The sequence below is a fragment of the Alkalicoccobacillus murimartini genome (genome assembly GCF_030813245.1).
GTDB lineage: Bacteria > Bacillota > Bacilli > Bacillales > Bacillaceae_D > Alkalicoccobacillus > Alkalicoccobacillus murimartini.
On record NZ_JAUSUA010000001.1, the window covers coordinates 935,498 to 949,691 of the forward strand.

A 14,194-nucleotide genomic window follows, 5' to 3' on the forward strand; every position below is an offset into this window, starting at 1 on the left:
TTATATGAACAAAAAACAGCCTGTTAAAAACAGGCTGCTTCTATTGTGCTTATTAAGCAAGTTTACTACGTAAAACCATTGGTAGAATTCCACCGTGGCGGTAGTAATCAACATCTACGTCACTATCAAAACGAACAAGCGCTTCAAATGTCGTAACGTTTCCGTCTAAGTCTGTTGCTGTTACCGTCACATGCTCACGAGGTTTTACTTCATTCGTGATATCAACACTAATCGCTTCTTTACCGGTTAAGCCTAGAGATTCTGCCGTGTCTCCATCTTTAAATTGCAATGGAAGTACACCCATTAGAACGAGGTTACTACGGTGAATACGCTCATAGCTTTCTGCGATAACCGTTTTGATTCCAAGTAGATTCGTTCCTTTAGCCGCCCAGTCTCTTGAGCTTCCCATTCCATAATCCTTACCTGCAAGAATAGCAAGGCCTGTCTGGGTTTCTTTGTATTTCATTGCCGCATCATAAATAGGCATCACTTCATCCGTTGGCCAGTAAGTAGTGAATCCACCTTCTGTACCTGGAGCTACTTCATTACGAATACGGATGTTAGCAAATGTTCCACGCATCATCACTTCATGGTGTCCACGACGAGAACCATATGAGTTAAAGTTACGAGGCTCAACACCCTTATCGATTAAGTATTTCCCTGCTGGCGTTGTTTTACCAATCGCACCTGCTGGTGAAATGTGATCCGTTGTAACGGAATCACCAAATTTACAAATGACTCGTAAATCAGAAAGTGACTCAATCGTACCAGGCTCCTGCGTTAATCCTTCAAAATAAGGAGGGTCCGCAATGTATGTGGAATCCGCATCCCATTTGTATAGAGAATCATCTGTTGTTTCAATTTCGTTCCAACGCTGATTAGCAGTGAATACATCCGCATATTGCTCTTTAAACAACTCTGGTGTCACTGTTTCAGCGACAACTTTTTTAACTTCGTCCGTTGTTGGCCAGATGTCTTTGAAATAGACGTCTTTTCCATTCTTGTCTTTTCCAAGTGAATCATTTTTAAGATCCACATCTACATTACCAGCAATAGCATACGCCACAACTAACGGTGGAGAAGCTAGATAGTTTGCTTTAACAAGTGGGTGGATACGTCCTTCAAAGTTACGGTTACCAGATAATACTGAAGTAACAGTCAAGTCGTTAGCAGAGATCGCATCTTCAACCTCAGGCTCAAGTGGCCCCGAGTTCCCAATACATGTTGTACAGCCATAACCAACATTATTAAATCCTAATGTGTCCATATATGATTGCAGACCTGCTTTAGCTAAGTAACCTGTTACAACCTTAGAACCTGGTGCAAGTGATGTCTTAACGTATTCAGGAACTGTAAGTCCAAGCTCAACTGCTTTCTTCGCAACAAGACCTGCCCCAAGCATTACGTATGGGTTAGACGTGTTTGTGCAGCTTGTGATCGCAGCAATCGCAATGGCACCAGTTTTCATGCTTGTTGTACGACCATCTTTATATTCAACATCAACTACTTTGTTGAATTCTTTTTTATCAAGACCAAGACCTTGAGTACCAGATGGAGCTACAACTGCCTTATGGAATTGTGACTGCATATCTGTCAGTTTAATCAAATCCTGTGGACGTTTTGGTCCAGATAGATTTGCTTCAATTTCAGATAAGTCAACTTCTAAAATATCTGTGTACGTTGGATCTGGTGTTTCACCCGGTACGTAGAATAGTCCATTGGCTTTGCTGTAGTCTTCAACAAGCTTAATTTGCTTTTCTTCACGACCAGTTAGTCTCATGTAATCAAGTGCCTCACTGTCAACTGGGAAGAACCCACATGTTGCACCGTATTCAGGAGCCATGTTAGAAATGGTTGCACGATCAGCTAAAGGCATTTCAGAAAGACCTGGACCGAAGAATTCAACAAACTTTCCAACTACTTTTTTCTCACGAAGTACTTGTGTTACTTTAAGAGCAACATCAGTCGCTGTGGTACCGCTTGCTAAATTACCAACAAACTTTACTCCAACCACTTCTGGAACTGGGAAGTATGATGGCTGTCCAAGCATTCCTGCTTCAGCTTCAATTCCTCCAACACCCCAACCAAGGACTCCAATACCATTAATCATTGTAGTATGAGAATCTGTACCAACTAGTGTGTCAGGGAACGCAACGGTCTCGTCTCCTTGTTTCACTGCTTGTACAACATTAGCTAGATATTCTAAGTTCACTTGGTGAACAATACCTGTAGCTGGTGGTACTGCTTGATAATTATCAAACGCTTTTTTTGCCCAGTTTAGAAACTCATAGCGTTCTTCATTACGTTCGAATTCAAGATTCATATTAAATGCTAATGAATCATCTGTACCAAATTTATCAACCTGTACAGAGTGATCAATAACTAGATCAACTGGGATTTCCGGATTAATTTGCGCTGGATCTCCACCCATTTTAGCCATTGCCTGTCTGAGGGCAGCCAAATCAACAACTGCTGGAACTCCTGTAAAGTCTTGTAGAATAACACGTGCTGGTTTAAATGGAACATCGATTTCTTGCTGACCAGATGTACCCCATTTCGCCAAATTTTCTACGTGCTCTTTTTTGATTACGTAATCATCATATTGACGCAGAACAGATTCAAGGAGCACTCTCACTGAAAATGGTAGCTTGCTTACTTGGCCTATTCCTGCCTTCTCTAGAGCTTCAAGTGCATAATAGTGATATGTTTCTCCCTCGCTCTGAAAGGAAGAACGTGCATTAAATACATCATTGCTTTTTGACATGTTAGACCCTCCTTCTCCAAACTATCTTACCTTAAATCGACAATATTGTCTAAACGTGCGACTGCTTAGAAAGCGCTTTAATATATGTGGTTTCGCTCCCCTTAAATAGAATAGCAAAAAAAGGACAGATTAGAAACCATTTTGACGTAAATACTAAAATGAAGACATTAAACTTTTAAACATTAGGAGGATGCTTTGTGACAGAACACCATAATGCAAAGGACAGTAGAAGAAACGCTGGAAAAGAAAGACGCTCCGGTCAGCCTGAACCACTAAGCGGATCAAAAAAGGTTAAAAAATCGAATCATGTCAACCAAACCAACGGGGAAGGCTAACTCACCCCTTACAATCGGGCGTTTTGGCAGTCCAATATGAACCCATCGCATATGATGTACCATCCGTATAACAAGGAGGTGCTTTATATGGGTGGGTACGAAAAAAGTAGTGGATTTGCACTAATCGTTGTGCTTTTCATTTTGCTAGTAATTGTTGGAGCGAGCTGGCTATAAAATGTGATGAAATAGCGTTATATATAGTAAAAGGAGAGGACGCAGCTGATGCGACCTCTCCTTTTGTGTACCGATTTATTGTGACCATCCTGGCTCATATGTATAAATGGTTACTCCATGATGCCTTGCTTTGCCTCGAAAATGTTTTAAATCATCTGCATCCATTAATACTTCTCTAAACAATAGAAAATCTGCCTTTTCTACACTTACATCTGCTCTAGATCCTGTGCGCAGTTCTTCTAATAGAGAAATTGCTTGCTCTTTTGTCATTGTCTCCACCTATTTCTATGTTATTCTAAGATTATCTTAGTAGAGGATGTGTTAACATGCAACTAACCTATCACGTAAATGCTCCCGTAACAGCGATAGAAATGGCAGAAGTGTTCAAATCATCAGGGATCAAAAGACCGGTAGATGATCTTGCTAGAATAGAGGCTATGCTTGATGCTAGTCCGTTAGTTATTTCTGTCCGGGACCAAGATCGATTAGTGGGCATCGCTCGTTCTTTAACAGACTTCTGTTACTGCTGTTACCTATCTGACTTAGCTGTTTCAAAAGAATATCAAGCTGCTGGAATTGGTAGCGCTCTACTAGACGCAACCAAAAAAGAAATCGGTGAACAATGCGCCTTAATTCTTTTATCTGCTCCTGGAGCCATGGACTATTATCCGAAAGTTGGATTTCAACACGCATCCAATGCTTTTATAATTCCACGAAATCGCTAATATAAAAAGTTGAATAGAATTACTTAGAAAGGATGACCTCTAAATGTCGGATTGGTTTATATGGTTTATTATCTTTTGGACTATTTTCTTAATTACCATCATGTTTATTGGCGGCTACTTCATGTTCCGCAAATTTCTCAAACGCCTTCCAAAGGAAGATGGGAAGTCTATACTTGATTGGCAGGACCACTATATTCAAACAGCCCTTCCTCTATGGAATGAACCACAAAAAAAATTACTGAATGAATTGGTTGAACCTGTTCCTGAATTATTTCGCGATATTGCCAAAGGAAAGATTGCAGGCAAGATCAGTCAAATTGCTTTAGAAGAGAAAGCCTCTTCTATTACAGAACCACATATCATCCGAGGGTATATTTTGGCTACACCAAAACGTGACCACAAGTTTCTTGTTAAAACCTTAGAAAAAAAGAAAATAGATCTTGATCCATATAAACATTTATTTGATGCTACTTCGTAAATTTATGTAAAAGATTACAAGTATTCTTTTAGTTATAACCGTTGCCATTTATGGCCTTTATCAGTACTCTTGAACTTGAGTGATATAAAGAAGGGACGTCTTGATGTTGACTAGTAACTTATATGAAATCATTGAAAAGAAACGCCAACAGCTAGTTAAGGCGTCTCGTTCAAACGACTTGTGTTCTTCTCAAGTATTAAAACTTAGCCAGGAACTAGACAGGCTTTTAAACCAATACGACAAAGAATTAAAGCGCACCTCTTGCAGCTGACTGCAGGGTGCGCTTTATTTTTTTAGGAAACAGCTTCTGCTCCCTTTTGAAGTTCATACATGTTTTGATATAGTCCATTTTTTGCTAGTAACTCATGATGATTACCTTGTTCAACAATCTCACCCTGATGCAATACTAAAATATGATCTGCATCTTTAATCGTCGAAAGTCGATGGGCTATAGCAATGGTTGTTCGATTGGTCTGCATTCGCTTTAATGCGCTTTGTATGACTTCTTCTGTTTCTGTATCAATACTAGCCGTCGCTTCATCTAAAACAAGGATTTTCGGCTTATGTGCCATCGTACGTGCAAAAGAAATCAATTGCCTTTGTCCACTAGATAACGTAGATCCTCGTTCACTTACTTCGGTCTCCCATTGATCTGGAAGCTTATCGATGAACCCATCTGCTCCAACAAGTTCCATTGCTTCCCTCACTGCTTCACTAGATATCTGAGGACGTTGAAGGGAAATATTGCTTTGTATGGTGCCGCTGTACAAAAAGGAATCTTGAAGAACCAGTCCCACATTCGAACGAATCTCTTCATTTGTAAGCTTAGAGATTGACTGACCATCTATCAAAATCTCACCTTTTTCTAGTTCATAAAACCTCATCAACAAATTAACAATGGAGCTTTTTCCGCTTCCACTGTGCCCTACCAAAGCAAGTGTTTGTCCTTTATTTACTTTAAACGATATATTCTTTAGGACATCTACATTCTGATCGTACGAAAACGTTACATTTTTAAATTCAATACTACCATTTGTAATGGCTACTTCCTCTTCTCCTTTTTTATCAGGAGCATATTGCTTGTGGTCCATTAGTGAAAAAACTCTTCCTGCTGAAACGATGGCTTGCTGATACATGGATAGGCGCATCATTATTTGATTCACTGGCTCAAAAAAACGATCGAGGTAATTCACAAAAGCATACAATACGCCTATTTCAATGGTTGTCTGTAGTGATTGTACACCAAAGAAACTTAACACAACCACCAATGCAGCAATCGCAAGGATATCAACCATGGGCCGCAGTAATAGTCCATCGACTTTCATTGCTTTTAATCCTGCTGCCATGTGTGAGTCATTGATCTCAGAAAACTCTTTTCTAAGCCTCTTCTCTTGACGAAACATTTGTACGATCGCCATACCTTGAATTGATTCATTCATTTTTCCATTCAGTTGACTTAGTCGCCCACTCATATTGGCATAGAACTTAGCACTCATTGATCGATAAATTCGCATAAGAACTAAAATGAGTGGAAGAAAAATAAGACAATATAGGGCAAGCGTTGCATTCAGATAAAACATAGCAACAAAGGTCCCAATTAAAAATAAAAAGTTTTGAACAAACACAGCTAAAACACTCATATAAAGCTCTTTTATAGACTCCGTATCATTTGTGATTCGCGAAATGAGTCCACCCGCAGCCGTGTTATCAAAAAAGGATAAGCCTAGTTTTTGAACATTTTTAAATACATCCATACGTAGAGTTTGAATAATCTTCAGGGCGATCTCCTGAAACATGTATCCTTGTATATAAGAGATAACCACTGCCCCAATATGTAGAATGATGTAGGTTACCGCAAGCCAAACAATTGGAGTGGTTGGAAATTGTGCAGGAGCTAAATAGTCGTCGATAAAAATTTTAACCAAAATCGGTCCAACGAGTTCAGCCGCTGTGGCCACTAATAAGAGCAAAAGCGCAATCGTTATCTTTACTCGGTGTGGCTTTATATAGCGTAATAATCGGAACAAGATCTGCTTCTGGTCTTTCCCTGTTAAGACACGATCATCATGCTTCACGATTAGCCCCTCCTTTCTCAACCAAACTCTCTAGCTGTTGCTGATTATACATAGTGCTATACCAGCCTCCAGAAGACATGAGCTCCTGATGGTTTCCTTGTTCGATAATTTCTCCATCACTTAACACAATAATGTTTTCAGCATGGTGGATTGCGCTTAACCGATGTGCAGTAATTATATTGGTTTGACCTTTTCGATGTTCTTTAAGTTGCCCAAGTATGTATTCTTCCGTTGCCGCATCTACAGCTGATAACGAGTCATCTAAAATGAGTACTTTTGGATCAATAATCAGTGCACGCGCAATGGAGATCCGTTGTTTCTGCCCACCTGATAACGTGACTCCACGCTCTCCCACTAATGTATCGTACCCTTCTTTAAACGTCACAATATCTCGATGAATGCCTGATAACTTACAAGCATGTATAATCTCATCCATCGTTGCTTCAGGTACGGCAAATGCCACGTTATCAGCAATACTTGCTGAGAATAAAAAATGATCTTGAGGAACCATGCCATACATCTCTCTTAATCGATTCATTTTTATAAGCCCAATGGACTGTTCACCAACTTTTATGCTTCCGTCCGTCACATTATATTCTCTTTGCAATAACCGCAGTAACGTGGTTTTTCCACTTCCTGTTTTCCCAACGATGCCAAGTGTTTGACCCTCTGGAATTGTGACATTCATATTATGCAACGCAATGGATGGTGAACCAGGATAACTGAAAGTAGGAATAGCAACTTGAATCGGTCCATGAACCGCTTCATCCCCTAAGCCTTCATCATCTTGAATATCACGTTTCTCTGCTAATAATTGTTGAATGCGATCATAGGAGGCTCGACCACGTTCTACGGTGTTAAAGAACATCCCTAATGCCAACATTGGCCAAATCAATAAACTAAGATATACAGTGAAGCTGGTTAATTCACCAATTGTCATCTCTCCACTTATGACATATCTCGCTCCAAAGGCAACAGCTAAGAAATAGCAGATTCCAACGATTAAAGAAATCGTAGGCGAGAATAAGGCATCAATGCGTGCAACTTTTATATTTTTATCAACGACATCCAATGACTTCAGACGGAATTGTTCTGTTTCCGCTTGCTCTTGGCCAAAAGCCTTTGTCACTCTGACACCGCTAATGACTCCTTGCACATTATCATTCAATTCTGAAAACGAGCCTTGTGCAGCTCGAAAACGTTTATGTAAAAGTCCCCCATAATAACTTGTTAATATCGCCATAAGCGGCATAGGAGCTAAAGTAATCAACGTGAGTTTCCAATTAATCACGATGGCCATGGTTAGAACCACAAACCCACCCATCGTAATGGCGTCCACAATCGTTAAAACACCTTGCCCTGCTGTCATTTGAACTGCTCGCACATCATTCGTCCCATGGGCCATTAAGTCACCCGTTCGATAGCGTTGGTAAAACCGACTAGACATCGCCGTAAAATGCTGATAGAGCTGGTTTCGAAGCGTTCGTGCTAAACGAATCGAAGCACCAAATATCATAATACGCCAGACATAACGTAACACATAGGTGAGAACCCCTACCCCTACAAGTAAACCAATCCATCCCCATAAAACGTCCATCGTTAACGTAGCATCATTAATATGGTCAACGACTCTCCCAATGACATAAGGAGGGACAAGAACAAGGAGCGAGACAACAATTAATACAAGAATTCCAATTAAATACGCTTTCTTTTCTTGCTTAAAAAACCACCACAAATCTTTATATACCCGCATATTATGTCTCCCCATAGCAGAAAACACCCCGGTTAAGAGGTGCTTGCATCATTTATTTAGTTTGCTGCTTCTGCATCGCCTTCATCATTTGATTAATCTTTTTCTGTGATGGGTTTTGTCCCATTTGCATCATCATCACTCGTAACATTTGCTCATTAATAGGTGGGTTCTTTTTCAAGTAAGACATCATTGTTTTACGTGCAATAAAGAATCCGATAGCCAATCCTGCAAGAACGGCTACAGTATAACCAATAATATGAATCCACATCTCGGTGTACGTCCTCCTTCAAACTAGATCAAACGTTCGGATGCATTCCGAACATACTCGTCTATTATATCGTATATTGATGCGCTTTAAAAGGATCGCTTTTCAATTCGAATGAGTGTTTTGGAAGGCTTGTACTTTTTTTATCGGACCTAACCAGCCAAACCGCTGTTGACCAACATTTACAGCAAAGAAATACGCATTCAATTCTTTTAATCGTTCAAATAATCTTGTTTCAATTTCCATCTTTCCAAAAGCCATTAAGAGCAAATGATGATCTCTTAACTTCACATCTACCCAGCTTCCCGTTGAATGATGCTCCATACGATACGTAGAAATATTCACACGTTCACTACTTAAATAATGGTCTTCTTTCGCCAGGGTCTTAAGAAGATCACTTGTTGGTAGTGGTTTTGTAATGTACTCAATCTGTTTAGTTAACAAGGGTTTAAGCGTATGATCTGCCTGGAATCGTTCACAAAATAGGTTAAATAGTTTGATTTCCTGTCCATAGTAACGATTGACAATCTCTTCATCAAGCAGATATAGCTGATAGCTTCTCATCTAAACCCTCCAGTTTAACGGAATTTGAGCTTAGTATACACCTTGTCAACTAAAAAGGTTGTTTGTTGGTGTCGAACAATTCGTCGACCTATGTCTAATCTAGACAAAGAAAAAAGGAGCTAGGACAAAACGTTTTTAGCTAGCTAAAAAACCCGAATCCTTATGCTGTTTAACGAGCATAAGGATTCAGGTTTTTGTAAATCAAAATATGAGAGTGGGATACCGATTCGGACATACACTGCGCTGGTTATTCTGAACTGTAATTAGAGTTGAGTTACTTACAGTTTAGTGTTGCTACAGCTGTGCATTTCTTTCAAATCCCATACGCTTTTTATACCGAATTATTGAAGCAATGCTTTAGCTTGTGCTACTACATTACCTACAGTAAATCCATACTCAGCTAAAATTTCAGAGCCTTTACCAGATGCTCCAAAACGATCTATTGCAAGAATTTGACCTTCATCCCCTACATAACGATCCCAACCAAGTGAAGAACCAACTTCAATACCTAGGCGAGCTTTAATATGTTTTGGAATGACGCTATCCTTGTATTCTTTTGATTGAGCTTCAAAACGATCCCAGCTTGGCATGCTTACTACACTAGCAAAGATTCCTTCTTTTTCAAGCTCTTTCTTCGCTTCAATGGCAAGAGATACTTCAGAACCAGAAGCAAGAAGTAAAAGGTGTGCGTCGCCATTTGCAGCATCCACCACATAAGCTCCTTTTTTAGTTCCTTCGTATGCATTCTCAGCCGTACTTTCAAGCGTTGGAAGGTTTTGACGGCTCAAAATAAGTGCTGTTGGCTGATCTGTAGACTCCAGAGCCAGTTTCCAAGCAGCAGTTGCTTCATTTCCGTCAGCAGGACGAATAATCGACAGGTTTGGCATCGCTCGAAGTGCAGCTAACTGCTCAACCGGCTCGTGCGTTGGACCATCTTCTCCTACCGCAATACTATCGTGAGTAAATACATACGTAACAGGAAGACCCATTAACGCTGCTAATCGGATAGCTGGACGTAAATAGTCAGAGAAAACAAAGAACGTTCCTCCAAATACTTTTAATCCTCCATGAAGAGCCATACCATTCAGGGCTGCTCCCATGGCGAACTCACGTACACCAAACCAAATGTTTCGACCATCATATTGGTCACGGCTGAAATTATCTTGGCCTTTTAACGTTGTGTTATTAGACCCAGCTAAGTCAGCTGAACCACCAAATAGCTCTGGAATTTGTGTAGCAAATGCATTTAATGCTTGTCCCGCAGATGCACGACTTGCAACACTAGTACCAACCTCATGTACAGGAGCTTCTTTGTCCCAGCCATCAGGAAGTTTGCCAGATAGAGCTCGTTCATACTCTTTTGCAAGCTCTGGAAACTCAGCCTTGTAGTTTTCAAACAGTTGGTTCCATTCTTTTTCTTTTTCAGCGCCTTCTTCAACCACACGAGCAAACAATTCTGCTGCTTCGCTAGGAATATAGAAATCACCTTCGTAATCCCATTTGTATGCTTCTTTTGTTAATTTCACTTCATCTGCACCTAGTGGCGAGCCATGAGATGCTGATTTTCCTGATTTATTTGGAGAACCAAAACCAATTGTCGTCTTCACTTCTATTAATGTTGGACGTTCATCAGCCTTAGCTGACTCAATTGCTTTAGAAATCTCAGTTACGTCATTTCCATCTTCAACACGAATCACTTGCCATCCGTACGCATTGTATCGATCTTCTACATTCTCAGAGAATGAATGATGTAGGTCTCCATCTAATGAAATATCATTAGAATCATATAGAACAACCAATCGACCTAATTTCAAGTGACCAGCAAGAGAAGCAGCTTCAGCAGAAACGCCTTCCATTAAGTCACCATCACCACAAATGCTATATGTGAAATGGTCAACGACAGGGTAATTTGATTTGTTATACGTAGCTGCTAAATGTCTCTCAGCCATTGCCATACCAACAGCCATAGCAACACCTTGTCCAAGTGGACCTGTTGTTGCTTCTACACCAGGTGTATGACCATACTCTGGATGACCAGGTGTGCGGCTTCCAAGCTGTCTAAATTGTTGAAGATCCTCTAAGCTTAAGTCATAACCTGTTAGATGCAAAAGGCTATACAAAAGCATTGAGCCATGCCCCGCAGATAAAACAAAACGGTCTCTATTGCTCCATTCTGGATTACCAGGATTATGATTCATAAATTTTGTCCATAAAGCAAAAGCCATAGGAGCTGATCCCATCGGCATTCCCGGGTGTCCTGAGTTGGCTTTTTCCACACTATCGATAGAAAGTGTTCGAATGGTGTTAATTGCAATATTCTCTGCGTTTGTAGACATATGTATGTTCATCCTCCCATTTAACTTTCATTTTTCTTTATTCACCCTCATCATATACAATCTAAATCAATTCTACAAGGTCAGACAACTGCAATTGAGTACAAAAAAAGGACTACTTATAGTAGTAGTCCTTAATGTGTTGGCCCATTATTGTGCTTCTTGCTCTCTTTTAACGCTTCTGGAGTGACGTCTGTACCTTCCTCATCAACAACGGTTACAGAGTGAAGCTGATTTTCAAAAGATTTTCTAAAGCCCTTTAGGTATTCCGTACGTAATTCTTTTTGTTCCTTTGCTTCTGAAAGTGTTAGTCCACTTTCTTTCGCTTTTTTGGCTAATTGATTAATGCGGTTTAATTTATCTTCATGAAGCATCCTAAACACTCACTTTCTAGTACAGTTCTATGAGTGGTATGTTACCATGACTGCCGAAAACCAGCAAATTCAATGACTTGAATTCTTATTTCTCTTCAGATGGTAAGTCATTCATATATTCCTTATACCTTCTATGAACAGTTGCTTTCGATAAATTATAACCAAGTCCTTTTAATGTTGCAGAGATATCGTAAAATGCCAAGCCGCGTTCACGTAACCGAATAATCTCCTGTAAAGGAACATCAAGCCGTTCTCTGCCACCGCCACCAAGGTTAGAGAAATTACGTTCAGGCTGATAGCCATCAGCCATCGCCCTTCTCATGCCTCTCTTAATCTTGAGGTTATGTAGCTTTCGTTGATACTCCTCTACAATAGACACAATACTAAGCACCATTTCATCTGCTTCAGAAAGATGAAGTTGTTCTTGGTCCTGAAGCGTATAAATATGGATACCGTACTTTTTTAATTGATAAAGCAGAGCCATTCTTGCATGTCCGCGAGCCAATCGTGTTTCATCCTGAATGACTAAGCAATCAAATGCTTGATCTTTTGCAAGGTCAAGAATATTTAATATTTCTTCTCGTTCAATTTCATACCCACTTGCTTTTTCTTTTATGACGGACACTAGTGCCCAGTTATTTTGTTTAACCATCAATGTGAGCTCTTGCTCTTGTCGGTCTAGCGACGTTTGTTGTTCTTCCTTTTCTGTACTTACTCTACAATAGATTAATGCCCTATTCGTTGTTGTTACCATCTTCTTCTCCACCACTAAATTTGTAAGCAAACTTCTCATTGCCCTCAGATCTATTATCTGTTTCTATCACTTGATTATCTTCTATCTGTTCAGACTCAACAAATTGATGAGACTCTTGATTATGATCCTCTATACCATCCACCACTCGTTGATCACTCACTGACCCGGGAAGTAAAATCGTTACATACATAAGAAACAACGTACAAACAGCTGCTCCTAGTAAAATAAATTCCTGACCTGTCCACTTTTTACTCATAACACTCACCTCTTATAGAATGTTTGTTCGCCTTTTATGATAAAGGGAACATTCGTTTGTGTCAACTAATAATTCAGAACTTATGTTTGCGTTACATATGTTCGTATGGTACGATTTATCTATAAAGGAAACGTTAGAGGAGTGTACTCGTATGACAAAGCTTTCGAGGCGTCAGGAAGAGATTCTTGGCTTTATAAAAGTAGAGGTTCGTAAGAAAGGCTATCCACCTTCCGTTCGGGAGATTGGAGAAGCAGTTGGACTAGCATCTAGCTCGACTGTACATGGTCATTTATCAAGACTAGAGAAAAAAGGTTATATCCGACGAGATCCAACAAAACCAAGAGCCATTGAGGTTTTAGACTTAGAAGAGCTAACTTCTGAGAATGATACACCTAAGCGTCAGGCGAGTTATGCGCCAATTATCGGTAAAGTTACAGCAGGTCTTCCTATCACAGCAATTGAGAGTATAGAAGACTACCTTCCGTTACCTGAGCATATGTCGGCTGATGATAATACATATGTGTTGGTGATCGAAGGTGAAAGTATGATAGAAGCCGGTATTTACGATGGTGACATGGTCATTGTCCGCCAGCAACAAACAGCTAATAACGGTGATATCATTGTAGCGATGACAGACGAGAATGAAGCCACGGTTAAACGATTCTTCAAAGAAAAAGACCGTATCCGACTTCAACCCGAAAATGCTTCAATGGATCCTATTATTCTTTCTTCTGTTACCATTCTAGGAAAAGTCATTGGTGTATTTCGTACGATTCATTAACATCCAAAACCCGCGCTGGATTCAAGCTCGGGTTTTTTTGTACAATATTGGTGATATGTTTCTTTGAATTCTATTTTTAAATACGGTACATGAAATTAATTGAAGAGGGAGAGTTATGTATGAAAATAACGTATAAACAGACAACGGATCAAATTACCACGGATATGTTAGAAGGTTTCTTTGATGGCTGGCCATCCCCACCTTCTACTGATAAGCATTTAGAATTACTTCAAAAAAGTAGCCATATTACTCTTGCCATTGACGAGAATACACAACAAGTTGTTGGCTACATCACAGCGATATCAGATCAGGTTCTATCTGCTTATATCCCGTTATTAGAGGTCTTACCAGATTACAAGAATAACGGGATAGGCAGTGAATTAATACATAATCTTTTAGATCAACTAAAGGGTCTTTATATGATTGACCTGCTATGTGATGCACCCTTACAGGAATATTATAAAAAGTTTGGGATGCAACCAGTATCAGGTATGTGTATACGCAACTATTCGAAGCAAAATGGGGAATAAAGTTACTAGAATTACCCGCCCTCTCTATAGATG

17 protein-coding genes are annotated in these 14,194 nt (G+C 39.8%); 7 read left to right on the forward strand and 10 right to left on the reverse strand.

All coding sequences use genetic code 11. From position 1 onward, the window contains the following. Nucleotides 1-52: 52 nt before the first annotated feature. On the reverse strand, nt 53-2,764 hold the full coding sequence (acnA, locus tag J2S05_RS05025) for an aconitate hydratase AcnA (protein WP_306980460.1): 2,712 nt from the start codon (nt 2,762-2,764) through the stop codon (nt 53-55). A gap of 197 nt (nt 2,765-2,961) precedes the next feature. On the opposite strand from acnA, the gene J2S05_RS05030 reads away from it, so the two are divergent. Together J2S05_RS05030 and J2S05_RS05035 are read left to right on the forward strand one after the other, a co-directional pair. Further along, nucleotides 2,962-3,099 carry a small acid-soluble spore protein P gene (locus J2S05_RS05030; RefSeq protein ID WP_306980463.1) on the forward strand — a complete coding sequence of 46 codons (138 nt, stop codon included), beginning with the start codon at nt 2,962-2,964 and terminating at the stop codon, nt 3,097-3,099. A gap of 87 nt (nt 3,100-3,186) precedes the next feature. Beyond that, nucleotides 3,187-3,273: a YjcZ family sporulation protein gene (locus J2S05_RS05035; RefSeq protein ID WP_306981104.1), complete on the forward strand. Its 87-nt coding sequence runs from the start codon at nt 3,187-3,189 to the stop codon at nt 3,271-3,273. A gap of 75 nt (nt 3,274-3,348) precedes the next feature. Here J2S05_RS05035 and J2S05_RS05040 read toward each other — a convergent pair whose 3' ends face one another. Continuing rightward, nucleotides 3,349-3,543 carry a hypothetical protein gene (locus tag J2S05_RS05040; RefSeq protein ID WP_306980465.1) on the reverse strand — a complete coding sequence of 65 codons (195 nt, stop codon included), beginning with the start codon at nt 3,541-3,543 and terminating at the stop codon, nt 3,349-3,351. Between the two features lie 56 nt (nt 3,544-3,599). On the opposite strand from J2S05_RS05040, the gene J2S05_RS05045 reads away from it, so the two are divergent. The 3 genes from J2S05_RS05045 (at nt 3,600) to J2S05_RS05055 (ending at nt 4,747) form a co-directional block, all read left to right on the forward strand. Beyond that, the gene (locus J2S05_RS05045; RefSeq protein WP_306980468.1) at nt 3,600-3,998 is read left to right on the forward strand and encodes a GNAT family N-acetyltransferase; all 399 of its coding nucleotides are present in this window, start codon (nt 3,600-3,602) and stop codon (nt 3,996-3,998) included. A 43-nt stretch (nt 3,999-4,041) separates the two neighbouring features. After that, nucleotides 4,042-4,476 (forward strand): DUF2621 domain-containing protein, encoded by a 435-nt coding sequence (locus tag J2S05_RS05050; protein WP_306980469.1) that lies wholly within the window; start codon nt 4,042-4,044, stop codon nt 4,474-4,476. Between the two features lie 103 nt (nt 4,477-4,579). Next, entirely contained in the window at nt 4,580-4,747 is a 168-nt protein-coding gene (locus J2S05_RS05055) for an aspartyl-phosphate phosphatase Spo0E family protein (protein ID WP_306980470.1), read from the forward strand. 22 nt (nt 4,748-4,769) lie between these two features. On the opposite strand, the gene J2S05_RS05060 is transcribed toward J2S05_RS05055, so the two are convergent. The 8 genes from J2S05_RS05060 to J2S05_RS05095 form a co-directional block, all read right to left on the reverse strand. Beyond that, the gene (locus J2S05_RS05060; RefSeq protein ID WP_306980471.1) at nt 4,770-6,551 is read right to left on the reverse strand and encodes an ABC transporter ATP-binding protein; all 1,782 of its coding nucleotides are present in this window, start codon (nt 6,549-6,551) and stop codon (nt 4,770-4,772) included. After that, entirely contained in the window at nt 6,541-8,304 is a 1,764-nt protein-coding gene (locus tag J2S05_RS05065) for an ABC transporter transmembrane domain-containing protein (RefSeq protein ID WP_306980472.1), read from the reverse strand. Before J2S05_RS05065 ends, J2S05_RS05060 begins: the two co-directional genes overlap by 11 nt. Nucleotides 8,305-8,356: 52 nt before the next feature. Further along, complete coding sequence (locus tag J2S05_RS05070) at nt 8,357-8,572, reverse strand: YneF family protein (protein WP_088105199.1); 216 nt, start codon at nt 8,570-8,572, stop codon at nt 8,357-8,359. 102 nt (nt 8,573-8,674) lie between these two features. Then, entirely contained in the window at nt 8,675-9,133 is a 459-nt protein-coding gene (gene sirA, locus J2S05_RS05075; RefSeq protein ID WP_306980473.1) for a sporulation inhibitor of replication protein SirA, read from the reverse strand. Nucleotides 9,134-9,474: 341 nt separating this feature from the next. Beyond that, a complete protein-coding gene (gene tkt / locus J2S05_RS05080; protein ID WP_306980475.1) occupies nt 9,475-11,469 on the reverse strand; it encodes a transketolase in 1,995 nt (664 codons plus the stop codon). A gap of 131 nt (nt 11,470-11,600) precedes the next feature. After that, a complete protein-coding gene (locus tag J2S05_RS05085; protein ID WP_306980477.1) occupies nt 11,601-11,840 on the reverse strand; it encodes a DUF896 domain-containing protein in 240 nt (79 codons plus the stop codon). Between the two features lie 85 nt (nt 11,841-11,925). Then, complete coding sequence (locus J2S05_RS05090; RefSeq protein ID WP_306980478.1) at nt 11,926-12,594, reverse strand: YneB family resolvase-like protein; 669 nt, start codon at nt 12,592-12,594, stop codon at nt 11,926-11,928. Further along, the gene (locus tag J2S05_RS05095) at nt 12,575-12,850 is read right to left on the reverse strand and encodes a hypothetical protein (protein ID WP_306980479.1); all 276 of its coding nucleotides are present in this window, start codon (nt 12,848-12,850) and stop codon (nt 12,575-12,577) included. The genes J2S05_RS05090 and J2S05_RS05095 overlap by 20 nt, the downstream gene beginning before the upstream one ends. A 151-nt stretch (nt 12,851-13,001) precedes the next feature. Here J2S05_RS05095 and lexA point away from each other — a divergent pair, with 151 nt between their 5' ends. Both lexA and J2S05_RS05105 read left to right on the forward strand, forming a co-directional pair. Next, complete coding sequence (gene lexA / locus J2S05_RS05100) at nt 13,002-13,631, forward strand: transcriptional repressor LexA (protein ID WP_306980481.1); 630 nt, start codon at nt 13,002-13,004, stop codon at nt 13,629-13,631. Nucleotides 13,632-13,756: 125 nt separating this feature from the next. Beyond that, nucleotides 13,757-14,161 carry a GNAT family N-acetyltransferase gene (locus J2S05_RS05105; RefSeq protein WP_306981107.1) on the forward strand — a complete coding sequence of 135 codons (405 nt, stop codon included), beginning with the start codon at nt 13,757-13,759 and terminating at the stop codon, nt 14,159-14,161. The last annotated feature ends 33 nt before the right edge of the window (nt 14,162-14,194 follow it).

Excerpts from the sequence above, each read along its gene's own strand:
- acnA (WP_306980460.1), bottom strand. The coding sequence starts at position 2,764 with ATGTCAAAAAGCAATGATGTATTTAATGCACGTTCTTCCTTTCAGAGC.
- J2S05_RS05035 (WP_306981104.1), top strand. The coding sequence starts at position 3,187 with ATGGGTGGGTACGAAAAAAGTAGTGGATTTGCACTAATCGTTGTGCTT.
- J2S05_RS05040 (WP_306980465.1), bottom strand. The coding sequence starts at position 3,543 with ATGACAAAAGAGCAAGCAATTTCTCTATTAGAAGAACTGCGCACAGGA.
- J2S05_RS05045 (WP_306980468.1), top strand. The coding sequence starts at position 3,600 with ATGCAACTAACCTATCACGTAAATGCTCCCGTAACAGCGATAGAAATG.
- J2S05_RS05050 (WP_306980469.1), top strand. The coding sequence starts at position 4,042 with ATGTCGGATTGGTTTATATGGTTTATTATCTTTTGGACTATTTTCTTA.
- J2S05_RS05055 (WP_306980470.1), top strand. The coding sequence starts at position 4,580 with ATGTTGACTAGTAACTTATATGAAATCATTGAAAAGAAACGCCAACAG.
- J2S05_RS05065 (WP_306980472.1), bottom strand. The coding sequence starts at position 8,304 with ATGCGGGTATATAAAGATTTGTGGTGGTTTTTTAAGCAAGAAAAGAAA.
- J2S05_RS05070 (WP_088105199.1), bottom strand. The coding sequence starts at position 8,572 with ATGTGGATTCATATTATTGGTTATACTGTAGCCGTTCTTGCAGGATTG.
- sirA (WP_306980473.1), bottom strand. The coding sequence starts at position 9,133 with ATGAGAAGCTATCAGCTATATCTGCTTGATGAAGAGATTGTCAATCGT.
- tkt (WP_306980475.1), bottom strand. The coding sequence starts at position 11,469 with ATGTCTACAAACGCAGAGAATATTGCAATTAACACCATTCGAACACTT.
- J2S05_RS05085 (WP_306980477.1), bottom strand. The coding sequence starts at position 11,840 with ATGCTTCATGAAGATAAATTAAACCGCATTAATCAATTAGCCAAAAAA.
- J2S05_RS05090 (WP_306980478.1), bottom strand. The coding sequence starts at position 12,594 with ATGGTAACAACAACGAATAGGGCATTAATCTATTGTAGAGTAAGTACA.
- J2S05_RS05095 (WP_306980479.1), bottom strand. The coding sequence starts at position 12,850 with ATGAGTAAAAAGTGGACAGGTCAGGAATTTATTTTACTAGGAGCAGCT.
- lexA (WP_306980481.1), top strand. The coding sequence starts at position 13,002 with ATGACAAAGCTTTCGAGGCGTCAGGAAGAGATTCTTGGCTTTATAAAA.